Source organism: Bradyrhizobium sp. DN3, assembly GCF_041357655.1.
GTDB lineage: Bacteria > Pseudomonadota > Alphaproteobacteria > Rhizobiales > Xanthobacteraceae > Bradyrhizobium.
On sequence record NZ_JAULLN010000007.1, the window covers coordinates 1 to 23,801 of the forward strand.

Consider the following 23,801-nt stretch of genomic DNA (forward strand, 5'->3'; position numbering starts at 1 on the left):
GCGCCAGCCTTGAGGCCGGCCGATCGCCGGGCTACTTCAACACAGTTGCTCCCCGGCGGGGAGAGGTGAACCGAGCCTCAATGATCCAGCCGAAATCAATCCGGCGCTACTGCGCCGCCGCTTCCCGCTTGCGCGATGCTGCGGCGGCTGCGTGCTCGCGGTCCATGACGGCGCGGCAGGCAGGGCTGACACGCGCCTTGTTCCGCACCATGCAGGCGGTGATCCTGGGGATATCAGGAATTTCACTGGAGCACAGCCGCATCGCATCGCCCGAGCACATCTGCTGCGCTTCGGACGAGAAGGCGAGACCAGGTGATGACTGGAATGCGACGGCGGTGGTGGCGACGGCGAAGAGAGCTGCGATCGTCTGAGAGCGTGTCATGCTGAATGGGTCCCCGAGTTCCGTGGGCTTGAGCCACTTGGTTTTTGGGGCGCCGCACGCGGCTTGATCTGCCGCATGTCACAGCCTTCACGTCGGGAACTCAATCCCGCATGTGGTCGCTCGATTTCCTGATGTTCGAATCGAAAAGTGCTGCGCCGCCCGAAGCGAAGTATGCGCCATTGTCACGCGGCTGCAATGGTCAGCGCAAAGGAATTCGCAATTGTTGCACGCGAGTCACGTCGCGCGCGATCAGATCGGCCGATCGGAGGATGCGCTCGCTTGTTCTGCATCGCTCGCGCCGAGAGCGGCGGCGTGTTCCTCGACGGCGGTGACGCCCTTGGGCGTGAGCTCGAACAGATCGCCGTCCTTCATCACATAGCCATCGGCGATCAGTTCGCCGATCTTGCCGTGGCGATCGTCGGCGAAGGCAACCGACTGGCTGATGTCCCGCAGGATCGAGAGTTGTTCGTCGCGCAGCATGGCTTCACACTCCGTTCGCGGGTTCCGGTCCTCACATGCCGTGGCTCTGAAACACCTTGCTGCAAGACTTCGACAGCTTGGCCCGGTTGGCCTGCAGGCAGCTCTGAACCGCGCTGTCATTGCCGAGGTCCTTGCGGCACAGGCGCGATGCATCCCGCGAGCAGGCCTTCTGCTCCTGCGGCGTGCCCATGTGGCCTTGGCCTTGGGCAAGAGCAGGTGCGTTCGACAGACCGGTCAGGGCTGCCAGCGCGATTGTCGCCAGAACGAGTTGACGGGCCATCGGCGGCTCCAATCTGCCAGGGTTAAATTCAGGTCCTGCATGAACTCATCGCCCTGCCACTTGTTCCCCTCAAGGAGGCCAGCGCCCCGCTATTCAAGGTTCCCGTGGCGCTGCTATAAGGCTGGCGAAGTTGAGGGGATGCTCGATGAAACGCTATCTGGTGTTTGCGCTGGTCGGCCCGTTCGTCGGCGGGTTCCTGCTGCTGCTGACGACGACCTATCAGTCCGGCTATTGGGCCCAGACCAGCCTCGGTGAGGTTGGCAAGCTGTTCGCTGTGTTCTTCAAGTCCCTGCAATACAGCTATCTGTTCGGCATCCTGCCCTCGGTGATGCTTGGCGCGGTCGACGACATCCTGGTCCACATCAGGCGGATCGGCCCGGGCTTGCGGATGCTGCTGGTCGGCCTGCTCGCCTTCGTCCTGGCCTCGCTGATCTACAGCTCGCGCGGGCCGGATTCCGGCGCGGTGCAGTTCATCCTGTACGGCCTCGTCGGGTTCGTGCCCGCGGTGATTTCGTCCTGGCTCGTGCATAGATATGTCGAGGAGCCGCAAGCCGTGGCGGCACCGACCTGAGCGCGCGACCATCGGGCGCGGCGCCGCAACCTCTGCCGCGGCAGCGCGTTCTTTGGAGGCCATGACCATGTCCGACGACGATATCCTTGCTCCGCGCAGATTCCGTTCGGGAAGCGGCTCGCGGGCGACCTTTTCAGGCAAGGAGGCGCGCGGGCCGATCATCGACCAGGAAGGTCACGAGATCCGTCCCGAGACGCTGGAGCAGGGGTTTCGCGAGTTTCGCTTCGAGTTCGGGCAAGGCAATCCGTTCGGCAATCTGACGCGCGAGCAGCGGATCGCGCGGCTCGAGGCGATCGCGAAGTTGCTCGACGTCGCCTTCATCCTGCCCGGCACCAACATCCGCTACGGCATCGACGGGCTGATCGGACTGATCCCGGTCGTCGGTGACATCATCACCACCGCGATCTCGTTGTGGCTGGTGCGCGAGGCGAGGGCGCTGGGCGCGCCCTGGTACATCACGGCGCGCATGCTCGGCAATGTCGCGGTCGACGGCGTGGTCGGCATGGTGCCGTTCGCGGGCGACGCCTTCGACGTCATGTTCCGCGCCAACATGCGCAACGTGCGCCTGCTCCGCCGCTGGCTGGAGAAGCAGCCGCGGATCTGAAGTCCTAGGAATTTTGATGAGCCATTCGAGTGTCAGGCTCGCTGCACCTCTCCCGCTTGCGGGAGAGGTCGGCGCGTAGCGCCGGGTGAGGGTTTTCGCCTCTTGGGGGTTCTCGATCGCGGAGATACCCTCACCCCAGCCCTCTCCCGCAAGCGGGAGAGGAGAACTAACAATGCAAAAAGCGCGACGGCCCTTCGGCCATCGCGCCTTCTGCGCACATCGGAGGCTTGCGAAAAAGCTTACGCCGCGTCGGCGTCGGTGCTGGCATCAGCCTTGCGGCGACGGGGCAGCGGGAAGGCTTCGCTCTCATAGAGCGAGCGGATGCCGTTCTGGTCGAAGCGCGCTTCCTCGACCTGGAGATAGGCGCCGTTCAGCGAATCCGTCGGCAACTGCTCCATCGCGAACTGCACGGCTTCGGCCGCGGTGCCGAACCGGCGATAGGTGAAGCCCGCGCGCTTCTTCTTGCGGATCGCGGCGGGGAAAAGTTCGGCGGAGGTGTTGAAGTTGAACGGACGCAGTGGACGCATGGTCAAAGACCTCGTGATCTTCTCTGGGGCTTTAAGCGCGTGGGGTTGGGGAGGGCAGAGGCCGCAATCGAGCGGGCCCGCCGCACATGTCATTTTCGCCCCCTAATATAGGCCGTTTTGACAGAAATGCGACCCCTGCGATGGGAGAACGTGAATCCGCGCATGGCAGCCCCGCACACGAAATAAATCAAGCAATTTCAATGCGTTACATAGTTTACAACTTGCCAAGAAGCAACAGCACGACCAGCACCACCAGCACGACGCCACCGATCCCCATGCCGGAATGGCCAAGGCCATAGCCATAACCGCCGAAGCGGCCGGACAGGCCGCCCACGAGATAGATGATCACCAGGATGATCAGGATGGTCCCGAGTGACATGGCATCCCTCCCTGGCGGCCGCCAAAATGCGCTGATCGACCGCACCGCCAGAGGAGAAAAGCACATCAAGCCGCCGGGTTCCATGCTGGAACCCGGCGAGCGCGAGCTTATTTCGGCTCGAGCTTCAGCGCGGCGGAGTTGATGCAGTAACGCAGGCCGGTCGGCCCGGGGCCGTCGGGGAAGACATGGCCGAGATGGCCGCTGCACTTGGAGCACAGAACCTCGGTGCGGATCATGCCGTGGCTGGTGTCGCGCTCCTCGTCGATATGGCTCTCGACCGCGGGCTCGGTGAAGCTCGGCCAGCCGCAGCCGGAATCGAACTTGGCGTCGGACTCGAACAGCACGTTGCCGCAGCCGGCGCAGACGTAAGTGCCGGCGCGCTCGTCGTGCTCATATTCGCCGGAGAAGGGACGCTCGGTCGCCTTCTCGCGCAGCACCGCGTACTGCATCGGCGTCAGTTCGCGCCGCCACTGCTCTTCGCTCTTGATGACTTTGTCGTCCGTTATTTTCGTCTTGGCGTCGGGCATGGGTCTCCCGTTTCTCTCGTGATCTCGCGATCAGTTGGTTGCCTTGCTGGCATTCACCAGCGTCGGCTTCTCAATGTAATTATCCGCGAACAGCTTTTTCAGGTTCTCGACCTTGGGGAGGTCGTTATAGGCGATGTAGGGCTGGTTCGGGTGCAGCGTCAGATAGTCCTGATGATAGGCCTCCGCCGGATAGAATGCCTCCAGCGCACCGACCTTGGTCACGATCGGCTTGTTGAAGACGCGGGCCGCGTTGAGCTGGGCGATATAGGCCTCCGCCACCTTCTTCTGCTCGTCGGAGGTGGTGAAGATCGCCGAGCGGTATTGCGAGCCCACGTCAGGGCCCTGGCGGTTGAGCTGGGTCGGGTCGTGCACCACCGAGAAGTAGATCTGGAGGATCTTTCCATAGGAGATCTTCTTCGGGTCGTACTTGATCTCGACGGACTCGGCGTGGCCGGTGCGGCCGCTCGAGACAGTCTGGTAGTCGGCGGTCGCCTTGGTGCCGCCGGCATAGCCGGAGACGGCATTGACGACGCCCGCGGTGTGCTGGAAGACGCCCTGAACGCCCCAGAAGCAGCCGCCGGCGATGACGGTGGTCTGGATTCCGCTCGCGGACGCTGCATCCATGGCGGGGGCGGGGATCACGACCGCATCCTCCGCGGCCCGGGACGGCATGGCAAAGGCCAGCGTCAGGGCGGCGGTTGCGGCGAACAGGGACAGGACGGCAGGTCGGCGCATGGCGATCCTCTTTCCGAAGGTCTGACAGTTTAGGGCGGCCGACGTCGGGCGAACAGCCTGCGCGGCGGTGTTTTCGATCATCCGAGATACGGGCACGGGGGGCGATCGTTACGCCGGGACGGACACGAGTCCGTGAGAAGTGGCTTCGGACCGCGCGACTTGGCGGGATCGGGAACTCCGCGCTAGATGAACCCGCACGATCGATGATCGATCTGGAAAATGGTGGCTGGGAGTGGCCTGACAACATGCTGCGCGTCATTTCCCTGATCCTCGTCGTCCTGGCCGCCTCCGCCTCGCTCGCCTTGGCCGATCCGCAAGTCGGCGACGATCTCGCCATTTGCCGTGACCGCCAGGCGGAGCTTCAGGCCCGCGCGACGGCCTGCGACAATCTGCTCAACGCCGACCGTGTTGCCGGCAAGGACAAGGCGATCGCGCTGTCCGTGCGCGGCAACACGCTGATCAACAAGCGCGACTACGTCCACGCCATCGAAGTCCTGTCCACGGCCCTCGACCTCGATCCCGATTATGTCGTGGCGCTCAACCTGCGCGGTCTCGCGCATGAGCGCAGGGGCGAGGACGACCTCGCGATGGCCGACTACAATCTCGCGCTCCAGAAGCGGCCGGCCTACGGCGTTCCCTACAACAACCGTGGCGTCATCCAGGCGCGCCGGGGCGCGCTGCAGAGTGCACTCGACGATTTCAGCCTGTCGATCAAGTACACGCCAAAATTCCTGCTCGGCTGGACCAATCGCGCGCGGGTTCGCACGCTGATGAAGGATTTCGATGGCGCGATCGCCGACTTTGCGGAAGCCGAGAAGATCGATCCGGCCGCGCCGCAGATCGCGGCCAATCGCTGCATCACCTACGGCATGATGGGCAAGTACGCGCAGGCCCTTGCCGACTGCAACGGCCTGATCGAGAGGCAGCCGAAGAACGTGTTCGCGATCAACAACCGCGCCGACGTCAACATGATGAAGGGCGATCTCGACGCCGCGCTGAAGGACTACAACACGGCCATCCAGATCAATCCCAACAATGTCCGCGCCCATTCCGGCCGCGGCCGGATCTACGAGCGCAGGAAGGATCTCGCCCAGGCCCGCGCCGATTACCGCGCCGCGGCCTATTCGCTGACCAGGTTCGATGAGACCGAGGTTGCGCGCGCCCGCGCTATCGCCCAGGAGCGGCTCGCCGCGCTGACGCCGCAGACGCCGGGCGGCGCGGCCGTCGGGCGCCGCGTCGCGCTGGTGATCGGCAACGGCGCCTACAAGAACGTGCATGCATTGCCCAATCCGCAGCGCGACTCCAGGCTGATCGCGGGCGTGCTGCGCGATCTCGGCTTTCAGATCGTGATGTCCACCAGCGACCTCACCCGCGACAAATTCTTCCAGACGCTGCAGGCCTTCGCCGAGGAAGCGGAAAAGGCCGACTGGGCCGTGGTCTACTATGCCGGCCACGGTTTCGAGATCGGCGGCGTGAACTATCTCGTTCCGGTCGACGCAAAGCTCACCGCGGACAAGGACGCCGAGACCGAAGCGGTCGCGCTGGAGCAGGTGATCGCCGCCGTCGGCGCCGCGCGGAAAGTGCGTCTCGTGGTCCTGGATGCCTGCCGCGACAATCCGTTTGCGCCGACCATGCAGCGCACGCTGTCGCTGAAACTCGTCGACAGGGGCTTCTCCAACATCGAGCCCGGCGCCGGCTTCATGGTGGTCTACGCCGCCAAGCACGGCGAGACCGCGATGGACGGCGACGGCAGCGCCAACAGCCCGTTCGCCACCGCGCTCGCCCGCGAGATCAGGCAGCCGCGTGTCGAGATCAGGAAATTGTTCGACATCATCCGCGACGACGTCTGGGCCGCTACCCGGCACGAACAGCAGCCGTTCACCTACGGCTCGCCGCCAGGGCGCGAGGATTTTTATTTTGTTGCGGGGAAGTGAGGTTGGCGTGGGATGCGACGGCGGCGCCTCATGCGCGGTCCCGTAGGGTGGGCAAAGCGACTTGTCCGCCGTAGCTCGAAGAGCGAAGGCGGAAGCGTGCCCACCATTTTTAACGTGTGCTTGGATAAATGGTGGGCACGGCGCTTCGCGCCTTTGCCCACCCTACGGGAGCGGAGTTTTAGACAACCACGCTCAGCCGTTTCGCCGCCCGCGTGATCCCCGTATACAGCCACCGCGCCCTCGAGTCCTGAAACGCAAAGCTTTCGTCGAACAGCACGACGTCGTCCCATTGCGAGCCTTGCGATTTGTGCACGGTGAGCACGTAGCCATAGTCGAACTCGTCATAGGGCTTGCGCTGCTCCCAGGCGATCTGCTCGATGCCGCCCTCGAAGCAATCGGCGCGTACCGAGACCTTCGTCACCTTGTGGCCGAAATCCTCGTCCGGCGACAGCCGCATGCTGAGGATGCGCGACTTGGAACGTGAGGTGTTGCGCGACTTCACGCGCCACAGGCCGCCGTTGAACAGGCCCTTCTTGCGGTTGTTGCGCAGGCATACCAGCTTGTCGCCGGCGACTGGGAATTGATCCTCGATGTTCTGGCGCTGGCGCACCCGCATGTTGTAGGCACGTCGCGTGTTGTTGCGCCCGACCAGGACCTGGTCGGCGCCCATGACGCGGTCAGGGTCGAGCTCCTTGCGCGAGACCACCTCGCTCTCACCATAGCGTCCGATGTCGAGCTCGCGGCCCTCGCGAACGTCCATCGACATCCGCACGATCGGATCGTCCTGGGCCTGGCGATGCACCTCGGTCAGCATCGCATCCGGCTCCGAATTGGTGAAGAAGCCGCCGCCCTGGATCGGCGGCAGCTGCGCGGGGTCCCCTAACACCAGCAGCGGGCAGTCGAACGACATCAGGTCTCGGCCCAATTCGGCGTCGACCATGGAGCATTCGTCGATCACGATCAGCTTGGCTTTTGAGGCCGGCGCGTCGTCCCACAGCTCGAAGCTCGGCTGCTCCTCACCGGATTCGCGGGCGCGATAGATCAGGGAGTGGATGGTGGAGGCATCGTCGCAACCCTTGTTGCGCATGACCAGCGCGGCCTTGCCGGTGAAGGCGGCGAACTTCACCTCGCCGTCAACGCCCTCGGCGATGTGCCGCGCCAGCGTGGTCTTGCCCGTGCCGGCAAAGCCGAACAGGCGGAACACCGGCGGCGTGCCGCCCCGGCCGGGCTTTGCTTTGAGCCAATCGCCAACGGCCTTGAGCGCGGCGTCCTGATGCGGGGTGAATGTCGCCATCTCTGTCTTGAAGAAGGGCGAAATCGACCGATTCGCCATCCCCCAAAACTAACCATTCGCAGCGCCCGTTCAAGCCGGGCCGACCACCCTACTGCCAGCCGGGAACGCCGCGCATGTCGGGCAATTGATGGGCGATGCCCTTGTGGCAGTCGATGCAGGTCTTTTCCTTGGTGAACAGGAAGCGCTGGTGCGCCACCGAGGCCCGCGGCGATTGCTTGGTGATGTCCATGGAATCGGCGCTGTGGCAGTTGCGGCATTCCAGGGAATCGTTGGCCTTGAAACGCGCCCATTCATGCGCCGCGAGTTCGAGCCGGTGGTCGAGGAATTTCTCTCTTGTGTCGATCGTGCCAAAGATCTTGCCCCAGACCTCCTTGGAGGCCTGCATCTTGCGCGCGATCTTGTCGGTCCAGTTGTGCGGCACGTGGCAGTCCGGGCAGGTGGCACGCACGCCGGAGCGGTTGCTGAAATGGATGGTCGATTTCAGCTCGGCAAAAACGTTGTCCTTCATCTCGTGGCAGCCGGTGCAGAACTTCTCGGTGTTGGTGATTTCCAGCGCGGTGTTGAAGCCGCCCCAGAAGATCACGCCGGCCGCAAAGCCCGCCAGCACCAGCACGCCGAGCCCGAACACCGAACTCGGCCGGATCAGCACCTGCCAGAGTTCGAGCGCAAAATCCCAGCTGCGCGCCAGAAGGCCGCGCGTCGTCTTGCGCTTGGATTCATCAGCGGTCGTCGTCATCGCCGGCCACCGGGGCTGGCGCGCGACAGCAGCGTGTCGATGTCGGTGAAATCGTTGCTGACGGGCGGATTGGCGGTATTCTGCGGCACGTGGCATTCCGTGCAGAAGAAGCGCCGCGGTGAGACCGAGCCCAGCAACTGGCCGTCACGGTCCATGAAGTGCGTGATCGAGACCATCGGCGCCTGCGATTCCGCCGTGCGCGCCCGCGCGTGGCAGGACAGGCACTTATTGCCGTTGAGATCGATCTGGTAGCCGTCGATCGTGTGCGGGATCACCGGCGGCTGCTCGGGATAGTTGCGCACCTCCCTTTCGGACGTATTGCGGTTCGGCAGCATCGGCGGTGCCGGGCCCTCGTCGTTGAGCGGGGTCGGGCCGCGCAGGCCCGATGTCACCGTCTGCGCGGTCAGGGAGCTCGCGCCGGCTGCGATCGCGAGGGCGAGCAGGACGATTGCGGATCGTTTCATCATGACATGCTCACCCGCTCGATGCGCACGGCGCATTTCTTGAAGTCGGTTTGCAGCGAGATCGGATCGGTGGCGTCCAGCGTCACCTTGTTGATCAGCTTGGATTCGTCGAACCACGGCACGAACACGAGGCCGCGCGGCGGCCGGTCGCGGCCGCGCGTCTCGACGCGGGCGCGGATGAAGCCGCGGCGGGAGACCACCTTCACTTCATCCCCGCGGCGGAGCTTCGCCTCCTGCGCGTCGTCCGGATGCATGAAGCAGACGGCTTCGGGGAACGCCTTGTAGAGCTCGGGCACGCGGCGCGTCATGGTGCCGGAATGCCAGTGCTCCAGCACGCGGCCGGTCGAGAGCCAGAACGGATACTCGTTGTCGGGCGATTCCGCCGGGGGCTCGTAGGGCAGCGCGAAGATGCGGGCCTTGCCGTCGGGATAGCCGTAGAACTGCACGTCCGTGCCCTGCTTGACGTAGGGGTCGCTGCCCTCGCGGAAGCGCCACTTCGTCTCCTGACCGTTGACCACCGGCCAGCGCAGCCCGCGCTCGCGGTGATAGGCCTCGAACGGCGCGAGATCGTGGCCATGGCCGCGGCCGAAGGTGGCGTACTCCTCGAACAGGCCCTTGTGGACGTAGAAGCCGAACGCCTTGGACTCGTCGTTGAGATAGCCGGGCTCGATGTCGGAGACCGGAAATTTGTCGACCTGGCCGTTCCGGTAGAGCACGTCGAACAGCGTCTTGCCGCGCACCTCCGGCTTCTTGGCGATCAGGTCCTCGGGCCAGACCTCCTCGATCTTGAAGCGTTTTGAAAATTCCATCAGCTGCCACAGATCGGATTTCGCCTCGCCGGGCGCGGAGACGAGCTGATGCCAGAACTGCGTGCGCCGCTCGGCATTGCCATAGGCGCCTTCTTTCTCCACCCACATCGCGGTCGGCAGGATCAAATCGGCGGCAAGCGCGGTCACCGACGGATAGGCGTCCGAGACCACGATGAAATTGTCGGGATTGCGGAAGCCGGGATAGGTCTCCTCGTTGGCGTTGGGCCCGGCTTGCAGGTTGTTGTTGACCTGCACCCAATAGGCGTTGATCAGGCCGTCCTTCAGCATCCGGCTTTGCAGCACGGCGTGCGCGCCGTTCTTGTCGGGAATCGTGCCCTCGGGCAGCTGCCAGATGTGCTCGGCGTGATCGCGGTGCGCCTTGTTGGTCACGACCATGTCGGCCGGCAGGCGGTGCGAGAAGGTGCCGACCTCGCGCGCGGTGCCGCAGGCTGACGGCTGACCGGTCAGCGAGAACGGGCTGTTGCCGGGCGCGGAGATCTTTCCGGTCAGAAGATGGATGTTGTAGACGAGGTTGTTGCACCAGACGCCGCGGGTGTGCTGGTTGAAGCCCATGGTCCAGAACGAGACCACTTTTGTTTTTGGATCGGCGTAGAGCTCAGCGAGCGCCTCGAGGCGGTTCAGCGGCACGCCGGACATCTGCGCCGCCTTCTCCAGCGTATATTCCGAGACGAACTTGACGAACTCGTCATAGCTCATGTCCGTGGAATCGTTGGGTTTCGCCGCGCCGGTCGCCTTCTTCTGGAGCGGGTGCTCGGGCCGCAATCCATAACCAATGTCGGTCTGGCCGCGCTTGAACACCGTATGTGCGGCAACAAAATCCTTGTTGACGCGGCCGGTCTTGATGATGTGGTTGGCGATGGCGTTGAGGATGTAGAGGTCGGTCTGCGGCTTGAACACCATGCCGATGTCGGCGAGGTCGAACGAGCGATGCTCGAAGGTCGAGAGCACGGCGACGCGGACATGCGGCGCGGAGAGACGGCGGTCGGCCAGACGCGTCCACAGGATCGGGTGCATCTCCGCCATGTTGGAGCCCCACAGCACGAAGGCGTCGGTCGCCTCGATGTCGTCATAGCAGCCGGGCGGCTCGTCGATGCCGAAGGTGCGCATCATGCCGGCCACCGCGGAGGCCATGCAGTGCCGCGCATTGGGATCGATGTTGTTGGTGCGGAAGCCGGCCTTGAACAGCTTCGAGGCGGCATAGCCTTCCCAGATCGTCCACTGGCCGGAGCCGAACATGGCGACGCCGTTCGGCCCGCGCTTCCTAATCGCCTCCTTCCACTTCAGCTCCATGATGTCGAAGGCTTCGGTCCAGGTAACAGGCGTGAACTCGCCGTTCTTGTCGTATTTGCCAGCCGTCTTGCGCAGCATCGGCTGCGTCAGACGGTCATGGCCGTACATGATCTTCGAGAGGAAGTAGCCCTTGACGCAGTTGAGGCCGCGATTGACCTCGGCCTTGATATCGCCATGAGTGGCGACGATGCGATTGTCCTTGGTCGCGACCATCACCGAGCAGCCGGTGCCGCAGAAGCGGCAGGCGGCCTTGTCCCACTTCATTTCGCTGTTGTTGCGCTCGGTGACGAGATTGGCGGCGAGCGCCGGGGCCGGCATCCCGGCGGCAGCAGCGGCGATGGCGGCCGCCTCCAACTTCAGCATCTGGCGGCGGTCGAGCTTGGGCGATGTCATGATGGCTCTCCCGGCCTTCAGGCGGTTTCGATGGCGTGAAAGACCAGCGCCGCGGAATAGACGTCTCGCAGCGACTGGATGGTGTTGAGCAGGGTGCCGAGGCTGCCGGCATCGGGCGCTTCGGTCACGACGACGAGTTTTCCGCGCGCGTCGCGGCCATGGATCTCGCAGCCGGCCAACCCAGTGATTTCGGCTTCGACCTCAGCGAGCCGCTCGGGCCGCGCCTGCACCAGGATGCTGGCGATCTCGCATCCCGGCGGCGGGATGATGCGTTCATCGCTGAGCACCCGGCCGGTGATCAGGGCACGGCGGTTGAGTGTGGCCTTGTTGAGTGAGGCTTTGTTGACTGAGGCTTTGTTCAGTGAGGCTTGGGCCATGATGCCTGCCTTTCGCTTCTTAGGGATCAATGCGGGGAGGGTGGCGGGCCGGGAGGACCGGCGAACATCTGGTAGATCCAGACGCCGAGGCCGTAAGAGCCGACGGTCCCAACCGCGAGGACGGGCATCACGACCGCGGTCAGGAACAGGAAGGCGAAAATCTCCATGCGCTTACGGCGCACGCGATCTGTCGTGTCGTCAGGGGCCGACATATTCGGACTCTCTGATAGGGATATGGGAAGCGAGACGGCATCCGGGCCGTTACCTGCCGGCACCTTAGGAGGATGAGGTCCAGTTACCTTGATTTGGATCAACGGCTCAGGGCGAGGGCGTGTCGCACACAGCAAGCGTTAGCGTTGCGTTGATCCCGCGCCATGCCGAGCGATGTCCGTGTGACGGAATTGCGAGTCGGTGGACAGCGCCACCTCGCGCATTAAGATGCGCTTAACAAGAACAATGCGGGAGAGCGACGCCATGAAGTTCGGCATCTTCTACGAGCTGCAACTGCCACGGCCTTGGGTGGCCGGCGACGAACTCAGGCTCTACCAGAACGCGCTCTCGCAGATGGAGCTTGCCGATAAGCTGGGCTACGACCACGCCTGGGTCGTCGAGCATCACTTCCTCGAAGAATATTCGCACTCGCCTTCCCCGGAATCCTTCCTCGCCGCTGCAAGCCAGCGCACGCAGAAGATCAGGCTCGGCCACGGCATCCTCCAGCTCACGACAAATCACCCAGCACGCGTCGCCGAGCGCGTCGCGGTGCTCGATCTGCTCAGTAACGGCCGCTGTGAATTTGGCATGGGCGAGAGCGCGTCCATCACCGAGCTCACCCCGTTCGGCCGCGACATGGAGACCAAGAAGGAGGTGTTCGAGGAGGCCGTAGCCGCGATCTTCCCGATGTTCAAAGATGGCGGCAGCGAGCATCACGGCAAGTATTTCGACATCCCCTTGCGCAACGTCGTGCCGAAGCCAGTGCAGAAGCCGCATCCGCCGCTGTGGATGGCGTGCTCGCAACTGCCGACCATCGAGCGCGCCGGCCGCCACGGCTTTGGCGCGCTCGGCTTTCAGTTCGTCAGTGCCGACGCCGCGCATGCCTGGGTGCACGCCTATTACAACGCGATGACCAAGCGGCTCACCAAGCTCGCCGATTACGAGATCAATCCCAACTTGGCGCTGGTCTCGTTCTTCATGTGCGCGAAGACCGACGAGGAGGCGCGTGCCCGCGCCGACGGCGCCACCTTCTTCCAGTTCGCGCTGCGCTTCTACGGCGCCTCGCAGAACCGCCAGCGGCCCGCGCCCGGCACCGTCAACATGTGGGACGAGTACAACAAGTGGAAGCGCGACAATCCGCAAGCGCAGGAGGCGGCCTTGCGCGGCGGCCTGATCGGCTCGCCCGAGACCATCCGCAGGAAGCTGAAGCGCTTCCAGTCTTCGCATATCGACCAGGTCATCCTGCTCAACCAGGCCGGCAAGAACAGCCACGAGCACATCTGCGAATCGCTCGAGCTGTTCGGCCGCGAGGTGATGCCCGAGTTCCAGAACGATCCGGCCCAGGCGGCCTGGAAGCAGGGCGTGATGAGCGGCGAGATCAAGCTGGAAGAGATCGACACCCAGGCTTTTACGGATCGCTACGGCAAGCTCGCGATCAACGTCGCCCCGGTGAAGGCGGCCGCGGAATAGGCCGTTCGTTAAGTCATGTTGCTGACGCAATCTCTGTCTTAGTCGGTGACAACTTAAAACACTGCGTGGGAACCGCCCTGGTTCACACAACGGTTCCATAGCCAAGGGGTTGGCGCGAATCCGCAAAACATCGGCGCAAGTTTCGTGAACGCTTCCGCGTTCGCTTGCGCCTGTTTGCGGTGTCGGGAACCGGACGACGAAAAAATCACAGGAGTTATGATGCTGTTCCGCTCGAGCGCCGCAATTTGCGGCGCCCTGCTTGCGCTTGCCGTTTCTGTTACCGTTGCTCGAAGTGAAACGCGTGGGGGTCACTCAAATGCCGTCGTCGATGTCGATCCCGTCTCTGGGAATGCGGTCGTAGGCGCCGCATCCATGTACAATCCATTCAAACCCGGCAAGGAGGAGGGCGGTCCGCGCACAGCGTCTGGCGAGCGTTATGATCCCTCTGCCTGGACGGCTGCCATCAAGACAAGCTTGCGCCGGAAATTTGGTGGGGTCCAATTTGGTGTGAGGCCGAAATATGCTCTCGTCGAGGCCGCAGGCAAGAAGGTCATCGTCAAGATCAATGACGTCGGACCACTCAGGCCCGGCCGCATCATTGACTTCAACGAGCGCACGATGCGCCATTTCGATCCGAGCCTGGAGCGCGGAGTCATTAAGGACGTGAGGGTCAGCCCGCTTTCGGGGGACGATTGGACACTGGGACCGGTGGGCTGAAAATCCGACGTGGAAGAGGCGGTGCACGTCCCGGACAGCGAGGCTCTGAAGAGGTGCGTCAATCTAGTCCCAGTATGGAATAGCTGGGCGGGCGATCATCAGCCAGAAGATAGCCAGCACCGCTGCGAACGCCGGAAATCCGAAGGCGAACCACCACCGGAAGAGACGGTCATACTCGGCGGGCAGCTTGGCGTCGGTCTCGACCGCACGGACGGCAAGATCGCGCATTTGCGTCTGCATCCACACGACAGGCAGCCAGAAGGCGCCGGTCACCACATAGAGTGCGATGGATGCCGCAATCCAGCCATCGCCAAGGGAATACCCGCCCGACCAGGCGAGCCATGTGCCGGTGATCGGCTGCACGATCACCGCACTCGCCGTGAACAGGAAGTCGGCCAGCACGACCGTCCGCGCGACCCCCGCGATCTCGCGCGGGTCACCGCGTAGATGCGCCATCAGCATGAAGAAAGCGATGGCGGCACCGGTGCCGAGCAGGACCGCAGCACCGATGATGTGCACTATCTTCACAAGGAAATAGAGCATCAGCGATCCTCTCGGATCGCCATGGCGACCAGATTGAGCATCAGCACCGGCCAGATCTTCAGCATTGGTCCGAGTGGATCGGCCCACAGCCGCGGCACCAGTGTCGTACCGATCACGACATAGGTGAGCGAGATGATCAGTGCTGCCCACAGCCCATAGCGGCTCAAAGGCCGCCAAAGAATCGCAAGGCCAATAACGATGTCGGCGAGTGCGCCGGCGATGACGGTGAGAGCCGCGAATTGTTCTTGCAGCCTGCCTCCCCGGAGCAACGACATTCCAATTTCCCAGCCCGGGCCGAGCGAGATGATGCCTGTGGCGATCCAGAACAGGCCGAAGACGCCGAATACCAGCGGCTTGAGCACATAGAGCCGTGCAAACCAGCGTTCCTGCACCGAGGCGGGTTCGCGTGCGAGCGCGACTTCGAGATCGCGCGGCCTCATGCCGGTGACCTGACGCCAGGGCTCGGGATCACCGGTCGCGCCGCGCCGCATCTCGCCCTGTGCCGTCGCGTTGACGGGCGTTGCCCAGCCCAGCATCTGCGCAACGTCACCGGCGCGATAAGCTGCCGAAGCCGCCCAGGAAGGCAGGTGCAGGCGGTAAGCCGGCCTCCAGCGCAGCCAAGAGCGAAACAGCGCGACCGCGTCGCTGAAGGCCATCCGCCGTGGACCGGCCAGATCAAGCGCGAGGCGGGAAGGCGCGCCAGGTTGCAGGAAGAACACAACCGTGTCGACGACGTCGTCGAGATGCACCGGTTGGATCGCCGCCGTGTCCGGCATGACCGGTAGAACCGGTAGTGACGCCAGCCCTCGCAACAGCGCGCTGCCACCATAGGCGGCCCGGCCCACTACGACGGAAGGCCGCAGCACGATCCAATCGAGGTCCCGCGCCATCAAGGCGGCTTCGCCGTCCCGTTTGGTGCGAGAAAAATCGGTCCGCGCATCGCGATCGCTGCCGATCGCCGAGAACAGGATGACACGGCGGACGCCCGCGCTTTCGCAGGCCGCATAAAGCGCCGCGCTGCCGGCGACATGAACGCCTTGCATGTTCTGTCCCTGCAGCGCGCCCGCCGCGTTGATGACGGCATCGACGCCTGCAAGAAGGCTCTTCCATGTCGAAGCATCGGTGGTCCGAGCAATATCGAGGGCGATGTGGCGCGCTTCGGGTGCCGCCGCATGACGCGACACCAATACGCATTCATGCCCTTCGGCGGACAGCCTGGCGTGGATTGCCGATCCGATAAGCCCCGTACCCCCAACGAGAAGGATGCGCATTACCGGGTCCTTCGGTTGGCGGCCCGGATACCGCAAACCGCTTCAAACTCTGATGATGCTGACGAATAAAGCCGGGCTGATGCGATCGTTCCTCGCGGCGGAACTGGTGAGCTCGCTGCAACCACCGCCTGGATTACCGACCGTTACCGCTTTCGCTTCTGCGCCCATCGCGGACATTATTTCGGCCTTGGTCCTTCGCAGGTTTTGACCCCGTTGCAGCCTTTCGACCTGTCGCGGTTGCTGGTAGAATCGGCACAAAGCGCTAGGGAGAGAACGATGCGGTCTCAGGCGGTGCCTGCACATCCAGCGGCTGGCGATGTCACGCCGGCGGTGCTCGCCATCGGCCGAGCCGATTTCCCAAACGTCCTGATCGACACGCTGCGGCGGCAGGCCGATGTCGGCCATTGCATGGTGTTCGCGCTGAGCCGCGCCGGCGCTGCGCGCTGCCTGCTCGATGCCGGTAACATCCCGATCGGCGGCGATCTCGGTGCCGCCTATGCCGGACAGTTCCACGAATCCGATCCCAACCGCGATGCGCTGTTCGAACGCGAGAGCGGCGCGCCGATCATGCTGCCCGCGTTCGCGCCGCGCATGTATGGGGCGCGCTACCGGAAAATCTTCTTCCAGGATTCCGGCATCGTCGACAAATGCGCGACCGCGATCTGGGTCGATGACACCTGCTTCTACGTCAATTTCTACCGCATCGCCGCGCAAGGCCGATTCAGCGCCGCGCAGCGCGAGCGGCTTTGGGCGATTGCACCGGCGATCGGCGCCAGCGTCGCGCGCCATTTTCAGCAGACCGCAACGCCCGATCAGACACTGGCCGCGTTATTCGCGAGCTGCGCTCCGCTCGCCGCTCTCACCCCGCGCGAGCAGGAGGTCTGCAGGCACATCCTCGCAGGCTACAGCTCCGAGGCGATCTCGAAAGGGCTCGGCATCAGCCTGCATTCGACCCTGACCTATCGCAAGCGCGCCTATGAGCGGCTTGGCATCTCCTCGCAGAATGAACTGTTCGGAATTGTGCTGCGCCTGCTCGCGGGGCCTCATGGCCTGAACTGAGGGGACTCTAAGTCCGCGATATCCATTTCCAAAGCGGATACGCCGAACAACGATTCGGCGTTAACCATCGCTGACGGTTCCGATCTGAGCGACATCGCTTCGAAGTTTCTTAAATTTTGCTGGGTACCTCTTCCAGGCACAGTGACCTGGGGAAAGATATGGGTAAGCGGGCGAAACGTGGAAAGGCAGAGACGCTCGCGATACCAATGGTCGCGAGAGTCGCGATTGGCGCCGTGGCCGTCGCCGTAGTGGGGTACAGTTTGCTGTCTCGCCCGACGAGCGTGCAACCGATACGAAAACCGACCGCGCAACAAGCCCAGGCGTCGTCAACTCCGGTTTACGTGGCAACTCCAGTTCGCGCAGCAGCGGCAGCGCCGGCTCCTGCTCCTGCTCCGATTCCGGCTCCGGCGCCTCTGGTCGAACCACCAAAAGCCGCTGACGGTCCCGGAGCATTTGTCCGGCAGGTGGTTGACTACGCCAGCCATCAGACGCCGGGCACCGTGATCATCGATACCGGAAACACTTTCCTTTATTTCGTTCTGAACGACAGGCAAGCGATGCGCTACGGCATCGGTGTCGGCCGCGAAGGTTTCACATGGTCCGGTGAGCAGACCGTGGCCCGTAAAGCAGAATGGCCGGATTGGCATCCGCCTGCGGAGATGGTCTCGCGTCAGCCTTATCTGCCACGGTTCATGGCAGGCGGTCCCGGCAATCCGCTCGGCGCTCGGGCGATGTATCTCGGCGAGACCGAATATCGAATTCACGGCACCAACAAGCCCGATACGATCGGGAAGCGGGTTTCGTCCGGCTGTATCCGGCTGACCAATGAGGACGTCGTGGACCTCTATGAGCGGGTGAAGGTCGGGGCGAAAGTGATCGTGCTTCCGGCAACCGCTGCCCGTCGACCATCCCAGGGAGCGCCGTCCGACGCCGCTTTCCGGTTGCCGGACCCGGCATCGCCGTCGAAGCGGCCCTTGGCGGCCAATGCGCAGATGCCGTCATCTGGACCGAGGATCGCCGAAGCCCAGTAACTCGGTCCTCCGTCCGTCCCTATCGCTAGGGACAGACGCCGGCAGCGGAGTTCGCTAGTCTGGCCTGAAGCATACGAGCATCAGGGGAGGCTGTCTTGAGCACCGCGCCGCGCATCGACATCGACCCTGATACATTCTGGGCCGACCCCTATCCGATGCTCGCGAAAATGCGCAAGGAGGCGCCGATCGCCTTCGTGCCGCAGCTCGGCTCGACGCTGCTGACGAGCCGCGACGATATCTCGATCTCCGAAAAGCAGATCGACGTGTTCTCCTCGCACCAGCCGGCGGGCCTGATGAACCGGCTGATGGGCCACAACATGATGCGCAAGGACGGCGAGGCGCACCAGGTCGAGCGCCGTGCGATGTTTCCAACGGTGTCGCCAAAGACGGTGAAGGCGCATTGGACCGCGCAGTTCCAGGCCCATGCCGACCGCATCATCGACGCGATCGAACCCGGGCGCATCGATTTCATGCGCGACTTCGCCTTGCCGTTCTCCGGCGAATGCCTGAAGTCGATCACCGGCCTCACCAACATCGGCTTTCAGGACATGGACGCGTGGTCGCAGGGCATGATCGAGGGCATCGCCAACTATGCCGGCGATCCCGCGGTCGAGGCGCGCTGCCATGCCGCGACGTCAGGCATCGACACCGCGATCGACGACATCCTGCCGGTGATGCGCAAAAATCCCGACCAGAGCATCCTCGGCGTGCTCCTCGCCTCCGGCATGCCCATGGAGAGCGTGCGCGCCAACGTCAAGCTGGCGATCTCGGGCGGCCAGAACGAGCCGCGCAAGGCGATCGCCGGCACGGTATGGGCGTTGCTGACCCATCCCGACCAGTTCGATCTCGTGCGCAGGGGCGAAGTGTCCTGGCTCCAGGCGTTCGAGGAATATGCCCGTTGGATCTCGCCGATCGGCATGTCGCCGCGCCGCATCGCAAGACCCTGGAGCATCCGCGACGTGTCATTCGAGCTCGATGAGCGCGTGTTCCTAATGTTCGGCTCGGCCAATCGCGATGAGAAGCATTTTGAGCGTGCCGACCAGTTTGACGTGAGACGAGACACGTCCAAGAGCGTTGCCTTCGGCGCCGGCCCGCATTTCTGCGCCGGCGCCTGGGCTTCCCGCGCCATGATCGCCGACGTCGCGTTGCCGACCGTGTTCGCGCGCGTCAAGCAGCTCGAGATCGCCGATGACGAGCCGGCGCGGTTCGGCGGCTGGGCGTTCCGCGGGCTGCTCAATCTGCCGATGAGGTGGAATTAGCCTGTATCTGCGCTTCGCGCCAACGGGACGCAAGCGGTTGCCTCAACTAAGTTGTCATCGCCCGGCTTGACCGGGCGATCCAGTACGCCGCGGCGGTTGTGTGAAGCATTGACGCCTCTGGAATACTGGATTCCCCGCCTTCGCGGGGAATGACGGTGGAGGTGGTGGAAGGAGCTTTGGCCGATCACACCCAGTCCGCTATGATGCCATCATGCTCCTGTTTTGCCCGACGTGTCAAATGGACTTCGGATAATTCGCAAGTCGTTGTTTTTGCACGCCCCGGCTACTGTGCATGGGGTTGTTTTCGCACTTTCTTACCGGGTGCGTGCGATTGTCACATTCGCGTGCAGAAAAAATTCGCGCTGCATCCGCTTCCCCGATTGAAAGATTGATCATGCGCGCCGCCTCGCGCGCAGTGCTCGTATCGCTATTTCTCCGCACGTCTCGACACCTCCGATAAGTCGCACCATCATTCGAGAAACGCGAATGAAGGACGGCCGCGTGCGGCCGGGAGTGTTGAATGCAGCGTCGGGACTTTTTGAAGCTTTCCGTTGGAACTGCGGCCGCAGCGGCGTTCGCGTCCAACGCGCAAGGCGCGGTGAAGGAAATTCGTATCGGCTACCAGAAGACCGGCGTGCTGGTGATCGCGCGCCAGCAGGCCGCGCTGGAAAAACATTTCACGCCGCAAGGTATCGACGTGAAATGGATCGAGTTCTCTTCGGGCCCGCCGATGATGGAAGCCATGAATGTCGGCAGCGTCGATTTCGGCGCGGTCGGCGATTCCCCGCCGGTGTTCGCCCAGGCCGCGGGCGCCGCGATCGTCTATGCTGCGGGCCAGCCCATCACCAACGGCCAGGGCATCCTGGTGCCGAAGGATTCGCCGATCCGCTCCATCGCTGATCTCAAGGGCAAGCGTATCGGCTTCACCAAGGGCTCCAGCGCCCACAACATCGTGGTGCAGACCCTGGAGAAGGCGGGTCTCACCTATGCCGACATCACGCCGGTCTATCTGACGCCGCCGGATGCCGGGCCTGCCTTTGCCAATGGCAGCATCGAGGCCTGGGCGATCTGGGATCCTTATTTCGCGATCGGCGAGACCAAGCAGGGCGGCCGCATCCTGATCAATTCGCGCGACGTCACCAGGACCAACTCCTTCTACATCGCCAATCGCGAATTCGCGAAGAACCACGGGGCCGTCCTGCAACAGATCGTCGATGTGACGACCGCGGCGGGTAAATGGGCCGAACAGCACCGCGACGAGGTCGCCAAATCGCTCGCCGCGATCACCGGCGTCCCGCTGGACATTCAGACCGTCGCGGCCAATCGCGCGAACTTCGTGGTCGGGCCCGTCACCGACGACATCGTTGCGACCCAGCAGGGCGTTGCCGACCGCTTCTACAAACTCGGCCTGATCCCGAAGCCGATCGTCATCCGCGACATCGTCTGGCGCAACCCGGCAGCCTGATCGTGCCGACCAGCCTTCCCATCCAAAAGGGTTTGAACATGAGGCGTATCATTCAGCGCCTGATCGCAGCCATCGTGCTGTCGATCGGCATCGTCGCCGCCGCGGTCGGCACCTCCTACGGACAGGATAAAGTGGTCCGCATCGGCTACCAGAAATACGGCAAGCTGGTGCTGCTCAAGAGCAAGGGCACGTTGGAGCCGAAGCTCGCCGCCGACGGCTACAAGGTGGTGTGGATCGAATTCCCGTCGGGTCCGCCGCTGCTCGAAGCGTTCAATGTCGGCGCGATCGATTTCGGCAACACCGGCGAAGCCCCGCCGATCTTTGCGCAGGCCGCCGGCGCGCCGATCCAGTATATCGCCTATGAGCCGCCGGCGCCGAAGGGCGAGGCGATCCTGGTGCCGAAGGACAGCGCGCTGAAATCGGTCACCGACCTCAAGGGCAAGAAGGTCGCGCTCAACAAGGGCTCCAACGTCCACTACCTCCTGGTCAAGGCGCTGGAGAAGGCGGGCGTGAGGTATTCCGAGATCGAGCCGGTGTTCCTGGCGCCGGCCGACGCGCGGGCCGCCTTCGAGCGCAGCGCGGTCGATGCCTGGGTGATCTGGGATCCGTTCCAGGCCGCGGCGGAGGCGGCCACGGGCGCGCGCACGCTCGCCGACGGCACCGGCATCGTCGCCAACTACCAGTTCTATTTCTCCTCCAAGAAATTTCTCGAAGCCAATCCGAAGATCGTCGACGCCGTGCTCGCTGAACTGAGCGCAGTCGACGATTGGGCCAAGGGCGACATCCATGCGGTGGCCGAGCAGCTGGCGCCATCGATCGGTCTGTCGGTCCCCGTGGTCGAGGTCGCGTTGAAGCGGCAGGCCTACGGCATCAAGCCGATCACCGACGCCGTCATCGCCGACCAGCAGCAGGTCGCCGACGCGTTCTTCGCGTTAGGTCTGATCCCCAAGGCAATCAAGATTTCCGACGTGGCGCGCAAACCAGGAACATGAGCAGCACGATGAGTAAGCAAGCGAACGCCAACATCCTCTGGTTCCTGCCGACCCACGGCGACGGCCGTTATCTCGGCACCGGCATCGGCGGCCGCGAGGTCAACTTCAACTATCTGCGCCAGATTGCGCAAGCTGCCGATCAGCTCGGCTATTTCGGCGTGCTGCTGCCGACCGGGCGGTCTTGCGAAGATTCCTGGATCGTCGCCTCCAGCGTCGCGCCATTCACCGAGCGGCTGCGCTATCTCGTCGCCGTCCGCCCCGGCCTGCAATCGCCGAGTGTCGCCGCGCGCATGACGGCGACGCTCGATCGCATCTCGAACGGCCGGCTTCTCGTCAATGTCGTCACCGGTGGTGATCCCGTCGAGAACAAGGGCGACGGCATCTTCCTCGGCCATGACGAGCGCTACGAGGTCACCCGCGAGTTCCTCAACGTCTACAGCGACCTGCTCGCCGGAAAGATGGTCAATGTCGAGGGCAAGCACATCCATATCGAGGGCGGCAAGTTGCTGTTTCCTCCGGTGCAGTTGCCGCGTCCGCCGCTCTATTTCGGCGGCTCCTCGGATGCCGGCATCGACGTCGCCGTCGACACCGTCGACAAATACCTCACCTGGGGTGAGCCGCCGGCGCTGGTGGCCGAGAAGATCGCGAAAGTGAGGGATGTCGCCGCCGCGCGCGGGCGAAAACTTTCCTTCGGCATCCGCCTTCACGTGATCGTCCGCGAGACCAATGAAGCGGCCTGGCGCGCCGCGAGCGAGCTGATCAAGCATGTCAGCGACGACACCATCGCGCTGGCGCAGAAGAACTTTGCCCGCATGGACTCCGTCGGCCAGCAGCGCATGGCGCAGCTCCATGGCGGCAAGCGCGACCAGCTCGAAATCGCGCCGAACCTGTGGGCTGGTGTCGGCCTCGTGCGCGGCGGCGCCGGCACCGCGCTGGTCGGCGACGCCCAGACCGTCGCGGCGCGCATCAGGGAGTATCAGGATCTCGGCATCGATACCTTCATCATGTCGGGCTATCCGCATCTAGAAGAAGCCTATCGCTTCGCCGAGCTGGTGTTCCCGCTGCTCGCGCTGGAGCAACCCTCAAACGTGACGAAGCTGCACTTCAACGGCGGTCCCTTCGGCGAAACGGTCGGCAGCGATTTCCGTCCGCAGCACCGGGTGTCGTAGTCATGAGCCTGATCGACAGCATTCCGTTCCCGCGCAGCATTCGTTTGCCGCGCGTCGACGGCCTGATCCAGTGGATCGTGCCGCTCGCCATCATCGCGATCTGGCAGGTCGCGAGCGTCACCGGCTTCGTGCCGACGCGGGTGCTGCCGGCGCCGAGCGACGTCGTGCTCGCAGGCTGGAAGCTGCTGCTCTCCGGCGAGCTCGTTCGCAACATCTGGGTGTCGTTCTGGCGCGCCTCGATCGGCTTCCTGATCGGCGGCAGCATCGGTTTCGCGTTCGGCCTCGCCAACGGCCTGTCGCAGCTCTCGGCAAAGCTCACCGACACCACGCTCCAGATGGTGCGCAACGTGCCGCATCTGGCGCTGATCCCGCTGGTCATCCTCTGGTTCGGCATCGACGAGAGCGCAAAGCTGTTCCTGGTGGCGCTGGGCGTATTCTTCCCGATCTACCTCAACACGCTGCACGGCATCCGCACGGTCGATCCGCAGTTGATCGAGATGGGCCGCATCTACGGCATGACCGATGGCGAATTGTTTCGCCGGGTGATCTTCCCGGGCGCGTTGCCCTCGATCTTCGTCGGCATCCGCTTCGCGCTCGGCATCATGTGGCTGACCCTGATCGTCGCCGAGACCATCGCGGCGTCCTCGGGCCTCGGCTACATGGCGATGCAGGCGCGCGAGTTCATGCTGATCGACGTCGTCGTGCTCTCGATCCTGATCTACGCCCTGCTCGGCAAGCTCGCCGACAGCGCCTCCCGCGTGCTGGAGCGGGCGACGCTCTCTTGGCACCCCGCCTTCCAGAAACGTTGAGCA

The 23,801-nt window shown here is 63.8% G+C and carries 27 protein-coding genes; 12 read left to right on the forward strand and 15 right to left on the reverse strand.

The features are described 5' to 3' along the window. Positions 1-106: 106 nt before the first annotated feature. The 3 genes from AAE027_RS12170 to AAE027_RS12180 form a co-directional block, all read right to left on the reverse strand. Positions 107-382 carry a hypothetical protein gene (locus AAE027_RS12170; RefSeq protein WP_244551141.1) on the reverse strand — a complete coding sequence of 92 codons (276 nt, stop codon included), beginning with the start codon at positions 380-382 and terminating at the stop codon, positions 107-109. A 249-nt stretch (positions 383-631) separates the two neighbouring features. Further along, positions 632-862, reverse strand: a complete 231-nt coding sequence (locus AAE027_RS12175) for a hypothetical protein (RefSeq protein WP_370988253.1) — start codon at positions 860-862, stop codon at positions 632-634. 31 nt (positions 863-893) lie between these two features. Next, on the reverse strand, positions 894-1,142 hold the full coding sequence (locus tag AAE027_RS12180) for a hypothetical protein (RefSeq protein WP_091888316.1): 249 nt from the start codon (positions 1,140-1,142) through the stop codon (positions 894-896). 145 nt (positions 1,143-1,287) lie between these two features. Between AAE027_RS12180 and AAE027_RS12185 the strand changes: the two genes are divergently transcribed. Both AAE027_RS12185 and AAE027_RS12190 read left to right on the forward strand, forming a co-directional pair. Beyond that, a complete protein-coding gene (locus AAE027_RS12185; RefSeq protein WP_091888318.1) occupies positions 1,288-1,713 on the forward strand; it encodes a DUF5413 family protein in 426 nt (141 codons plus the stop codon). Positions 1,714-1,774: 61 nt separating this feature from the next. Next, the gene (locus AAE027_RS12190) at positions 1,775-2,317 is read left to right on the forward strand and encodes a DUF4112 domain-containing protein (RefSeq protein WP_370988254.1); all 543 of its coding nucleotides are present in this window, start codon (positions 1,775-1,777) and stop codon (positions 2,315-2,317) included. Between the two features lie 239 nt (positions 2,318-2,556). Here the strand turns inward: AAE027_RS12190 and AAE027_RS12195 are convergent, their stop codons facing one another. From AAE027_RS12195 to msrA, 4 genes are all read right to left on the reverse strand, one after another. After that, the gene (locus AAE027_RS12195) at positions 2,557-2,844 is read right to left on the reverse strand and encodes a hypothetical protein (protein WP_091888322.1); all 288 of its coding nucleotides are present in this window, start codon (positions 2,842-2,844) and stop codon (positions 2,557-2,559) included. A gap of 214 nt (positions 2,845-3,058) precedes the next feature. Continuing rightward, complete coding sequence (locus AAE027_RS12200) at positions 3,059-3,223, reverse strand: DUF3309 family protein (RefSeq protein WP_091888324.1); 165 nt, start codon at positions 3,221-3,223, stop codon at positions 3,059-3,061. A 107-nt stretch (positions 3,224-3,330) separates the two neighbouring features. Further along, positions 3,331-3,750, reverse strand: coding sequence for a peptide-methionine (R)-S-oxide reductase MsrB (gene msrB, locus AAE027_RS12205; RefSeq protein ID WP_128936446.1), 420 nt, complete (start codon positions 3,748-3,750; stop codon positions 3,331-3,333). A gap of 30 nt (positions 3,751-3,780) precedes the next feature. Continuing rightward, complete coding sequence (gene msrA / locus AAE027_RS12210; protein ID WP_370988255.1) at positions 3,781-4,485, reverse strand: peptide-methionine (S)-S-oxide reductase MsrA; 705 nt, start codon at positions 4,483-4,485, stop codon at positions 3,781-3,783. A gap of 245 nt (positions 4,486-4,730) precedes the next feature. Here msrA and AAE027_RS12215 point away from each other — a divergent pair, with 245 nt between their 5' ends. After that, positions 4,731-6,419, forward strand: a complete 1,689-nt coding sequence (locus AAE027_RS12215) for a caspase family protein (protein ID WP_370988477.1) — start codon at positions 4,731-4,733, stop codon at positions 6,417-6,419. 178 nt (positions 6,420-6,597) lie between these two features. Here AAE027_RS12215 and AAE027_RS12220 read toward each other — a convergent pair whose 3' ends face one another. From AAE027_RS12220 to napE, 6 genes are all read right to left on the reverse strand, one after another. Further along, a complete protein-coding gene (locus AAE027_RS12220) occupies positions 6,598-7,713 on the reverse strand; it encodes an ATP-dependent DNA helicase (protein ID WP_176945624.1) in 1,116 nt (371 codons plus the stop codon). 88 nt (positions 7,714-7,801) lie between these two features. Next, the gene (locus tag AAE027_RS12225; protein WP_370988256.1) at positions 7,802-8,449 is read right to left on the reverse strand and encodes a NapC/NirT family cytochrome c; all 648 of its coding nucleotides are present in this window, start codon (positions 8,447-8,449) and stop codon (positions 7,802-7,804) included. Further along, positions 8,446-8,916, reverse strand: coding sequence for a nitrate reductase cytochrome c-type subunit (locus AAE027_RS12230; RefSeq protein WP_370988257.1), 471 nt, complete (start codon positions 8,914-8,916; stop codon positions 8,446-8,448). Before AAE027_RS12230 ends, AAE027_RS12225 begins: the two co-directional genes overlap by 4 nt. After that, positions 8,913-11,426 (reverse strand): nitrate reductase catalytic subunit NapA, encoded by a 2,514-nt coding sequence (gene napA, locus AAE027_RS12235; RefSeq protein ID WP_370988259.1) that lies wholly within the window; start codon positions 11,424-11,426, stop codon positions 8,913-8,915. Before napA ends, AAE027_RS12230 begins: the two co-directional genes overlap by 4 nt. 17 nt (positions 11,427-11,443) lie before the next feature. Beyond that, the gene (locus AAE027_RS12240; RefSeq protein ID WP_370988260.1) at positions 11,444-11,803 is read right to left on the reverse strand and encodes a chaperone NapD; all 360 of its coding nucleotides are present in this window, start codon (positions 11,801-11,803) and stop codon (positions 11,444-11,446) included. Between the two features lie 26 nt (positions 11,804-11,829). Continuing rightward, positions 11,830-12,015: a periplasmic nitrate reductase, NapE protein gene (gene napE / locus AAE027_RS12245; RefSeq protein ID WP_128936439.1), complete on the reverse strand. Its 186-nt coding sequence runs from the start codon at positions 12,013-12,015 to the stop codon at positions 11,830-11,832. Between the two features lie 262 nt (positions 12,016-12,277). Here napE and AAE027_RS12250 point away from each other — a divergent pair, with 262 nt between their 5' ends. Together AAE027_RS12250 and AAE027_RS12255 are read left to right on the forward strand one after the other, a co-directional pair. After that, complete coding sequence (locus AAE027_RS12250) at positions 12,278-13,483, forward strand: LLM class flavin-dependent oxidoreductase (RefSeq protein ID WP_370988261.1); 1,206 nt, start codon at positions 12,278-12,280, stop codon at positions 13,481-13,483. Between the two features lie 216 nt (positions 13,484-13,699). Next, complete coding sequence (locus AAE027_RS12255; RefSeq protein WP_370988262.1) at positions 13,700-14,200, forward strand: septal ring lytic transglycosylase RlpA family protein; 501 nt, start codon at positions 13,700-13,702, stop codon at positions 14,198-14,200. A 63-nt stretch (positions 14,201-14,263) separates the two neighbouring features. Here the strand turns inward: AAE027_RS12255 and AAE027_RS12260 are convergent, their stop codons facing one another. Further along, a complete protein-coding gene (locus AAE027_RS12260) occupies positions 14,264-14,743 on the reverse strand; it encodes a DUF2269 family protein (RefSeq protein WP_370988264.1) in 480 nt (159 codons plus the stop codon). Continuing rightward, positions 14,743-16,014 (reverse strand): SDR family oxidoreductase, encoded by a 1,272-nt coding sequence (locus AAE027_RS12265; RefSeq protein WP_370988265.1) that lies wholly within the window; start codon positions 16,012-16,014, stop codon positions 14,743-14,745. Before AAE027_RS12265 ends, AAE027_RS12260 begins: the two co-directional genes overlap by 1 nt. 276 nt (positions 16,015-16,290) lie before the next feature. On the opposite strand from AAE027_RS12265, the gene AAE027_RS12270 reads away from it, so the two are divergent. The 7 genes from AAE027_RS12270 (at position 16,291) to ssuC (ending at position 23,798) form a co-directional block, all read left to right on the forward strand. Further along, complete coding sequence (locus AAE027_RS12270) at positions 16,291-17,073, forward strand: helix-turn-helix transcriptional regulator (RefSeq protein ID WP_370988268.1); 783 nt, start codon at positions 16,291-16,293, stop codon at positions 17,071-17,073. A gap of 158 nt (positions 17,074-17,231) precedes the next feature. Next, positions 17,232-18,104 carry a L,D-transpeptidase gene (locus AAE027_RS12275; protein WP_370988269.1) on the forward strand — a complete coding sequence of 291 codons (873 nt, stop codon included), beginning with the start codon at positions 17,232-17,234 and terminating at the stop codon, positions 18,102-18,104. A 95-nt stretch (positions 18,105-18,199) separates the two neighbouring features. Then, complete coding sequence (locus AAE027_RS12280; protein WP_370988270.1) at positions 18,200-19,363, forward strand: cytochrome P450; 1,164 nt, start codon at positions 18,200-18,202, stop codon at positions 19,361-19,363. A 520-nt stretch (positions 19,364-19,883) separates the two neighbouring features. After that, complete coding sequence (locus AAE027_RS12285; protein WP_370988271.1) at positions 19,884-20,828, forward strand: sulfonate ABC transporter substrate-binding protein; 945 nt, start codon at positions 19,884-19,886, stop codon at positions 20,826-20,828. 38 nt (positions 20,829-20,866) lie between these two features. After that, complete coding sequence (locus AAE027_RS12290) at positions 20,867-21,820, forward strand: sulfonate ABC transporter substrate-binding protein (protein ID WP_370988272.1); 954 nt, start codon at positions 20,867-20,869, stop codon at positions 21,818-21,820. After that, the gene (ssuD, locus tag AAE027_RS12295; protein WP_370988273.1) at positions 21,817-22,989 is read left to right on the forward strand and encodes an FMNH2-dependent alkanesulfonate monooxygenase; all 1,173 of its coding nucleotides are present in this window, start codon (positions 21,817-21,819) and stop codon (positions 22,987-22,989) included. The genes AAE027_RS12290 and ssuD overlap by 4 nt, the downstream gene beginning before the upstream one ends. Positions 22,990-22,991: 2 nt before the next feature. Next, positions 22,992-23,798: an aliphatic sulfonate ABC transporter permease SsuC gene (gene ssuC / locus AAE027_RS12300; protein ID WP_370988274.1), complete on the forward strand. Its 807-nt coding sequence runs from the start codon at positions 22,992-22,994 to the stop codon at positions 23,796-23,798. Positions 23,799-23,801 lie beyond the last annotated feature (3 nt).

What these genes read in the sequence shown, in the direction of transcription:
- AAE027_RS12170 (WP_244551141.1), bottom strand. Translation starts at nt 382, where the DNA reads ATGACACGCTCTCAGACGATCGCAGCTCTCTTCGCCGTCGCCACCACC.
- AAE027_RS12175 (WP_370988253.1), bottom strand. Translation starts at nt 862, where the DNA reads ATGCTGCGCGACGAACAACTCTCGATCCTGCGGGACATCAGCCAGTCG.
- AAE027_RS12180 (WP_091888316.1), bottom strand. Translation starts at nt 1,142, where the DNA reads ATGGCCCGTCAACTCGTTCTGGCGACAATCGCGCTGGCAGCCCTGACC.
- AAE027_RS12185 (WP_091888318.1), top strand. Translation starts at nt 1,288, where the DNA reads ATGAAACGCTATCTGGTGTTTGCGCTGGTCGGCCCGTTCGTCGGCGGG.
- AAE027_RS12190 (WP_370988254.1), top strand. Translation starts at nt 1,775, where the DNA reads ATGACCATGTCCGACGACGATATCCTTGCTCCGCGCAGATTCCGTTCG.
- AAE027_RS12195 (WP_091888322.1), bottom strand. Translation starts at nt 2,844, where the DNA reads ATGCGTCCACTGCGTCCGTTCAACTTCAACACCTCCGCCGAACTTTTC.
- AAE027_RS12200 (WP_091888324.1), bottom strand. Translation starts at nt 3,223, where the DNA reads ATGTCACTCGGGACCATCCTGATCATCCTGGTGATCATCTATCTCGTG.
- msrB (WP_128936446.1), bottom strand. Translation starts at nt 3,750, where the DNA reads ATGCCCGACGCCAAGACGAAAATAACGGACGACAAAGTCATCAAGAGC.
- msrA (WP_370988255.1), bottom strand. Translation starts at nt 4,485, where the DNA reads ATGCGCCGACCTGCCGTCCTGTCCCTGTTCGCCGCAACCGCCGCCCTG.
- AAE027_RS12215 (WP_370988477.1), top strand. Translation starts at nt 4,731, where the DNA reads ATGCTGCGCGTCATTTCCCTGATCCTCGTCGTCCTGGCCGCCTCCGCC.
- AAE027_RS12220 (WP_176945624.1), bottom strand. Translation starts at nt 7,713, where the DNA reads ATGGCGACATTCACCCCGCATCAGGACGCCGCGCTCAAGGCCGTTGGC.
- AAE027_RS12225 (WP_370988256.1), bottom strand. Translation starts at nt 8,449, where the DNA reads ATGACGACGACCGCTGATGAATCCAAGCGCAAGACGACGCGCGGCCTT.
- AAE027_RS12230 (WP_370988257.1), bottom strand. Translation starts at nt 8,916, where the DNA reads ATGATGAAACGATCCGCAATCGTCCTGCTCGCCCTCGCGATCGCAGCC.
- napA (WP_370988259.1), bottom strand. Translation starts at nt 11,426, where the DNA reads ATGACATCGCCCAAGCTCGACCGCCGCCAGATGCTGAAGTTGGAGGCG.
- AAE027_RS12240 (WP_370988260.1), bottom strand. Translation starts at nt 11,803, where the DNA reads ATGGCCCAAGCCTCACTGAACAAAGCCTCAGTCAACAAAGCCTCACTC.
- napE (WP_128936439.1), bottom strand. Translation starts at nt 12,015, where the DNA reads ATGTCGGCCCCTGACGACACGACAGATCGCGTGCGCCGTAAGCGCATG.
- AAE027_RS12250 (WP_370988261.1), top strand. Translation starts at nt 12,278, where the DNA reads ATGAAGTTCGGCATCTTCTACGAGCTGCAACTGCCACGGCCTTGGGTG.
- AAE027_RS12255 (WP_370988262.1), top strand. Translation starts at nt 13,700, where the DNA reads ATGATGCTGTTCCGCTCGAGCGCCGCAATTTGCGGCGCCCTGCTTGCG.
- AAE027_RS12260 (WP_370988264.1), bottom strand. Translation starts at nt 14,743, where the DNA reads ATGCTCTATTTCCTTGTGAAGATAGTGCACATCATCGGTGCTGCGGTC.
- AAE027_RS12265 (WP_370988265.1), bottom strand. Translation starts at nt 16,014, where the DNA reads ATGCGCATCCTTCTCGTTGGGGGTACGGGGCTTATCGGATCGGCAATC.
- AAE027_RS12270 (WP_370988268.1), top strand. Translation starts at nt 16,291, where the DNA reads ATGCGGTCTCAGGCGGTGCCTGCACATCCAGCGGCTGGCGATGTCACG.
- AAE027_RS12275 (WP_370988269.1), top strand. Translation starts at nt 17,232, where the DNA reads ATGGGTAAGCGGGCGAAACGTGGAAAGGCAGAGACGCTCGCGATACCA.
- AAE027_RS12285 (WP_370988271.1), top strand. Translation starts at nt 19,884, where the DNA reads ATGCAGCGTCGGGACTTTTTGAAGCTTTCCGTTGGAACTGCGGCCGCA.
- AAE027_RS12290 (WP_370988272.1), top strand. Translation starts at nt 20,867, where the DNA reads ATGAGGCGTATCATTCAGCGCCTGATCGCAGCCATCGTGCTGTCGATC.
- ssuD (WP_370988273.1), top strand. Translation starts at nt 21,817, where the DNA reads ATGAGCAGCACGATGAGTAAGCAAGCGAACGCCAACATCCTCTGGTTC.
- ssuC (WP_370988274.1), top strand. Translation starts at nt 22,992, where the DNA reads ATGAGCCTGATCGACAGCATTCCGTTCCCGCGCAGCATTCGTTTGCCG.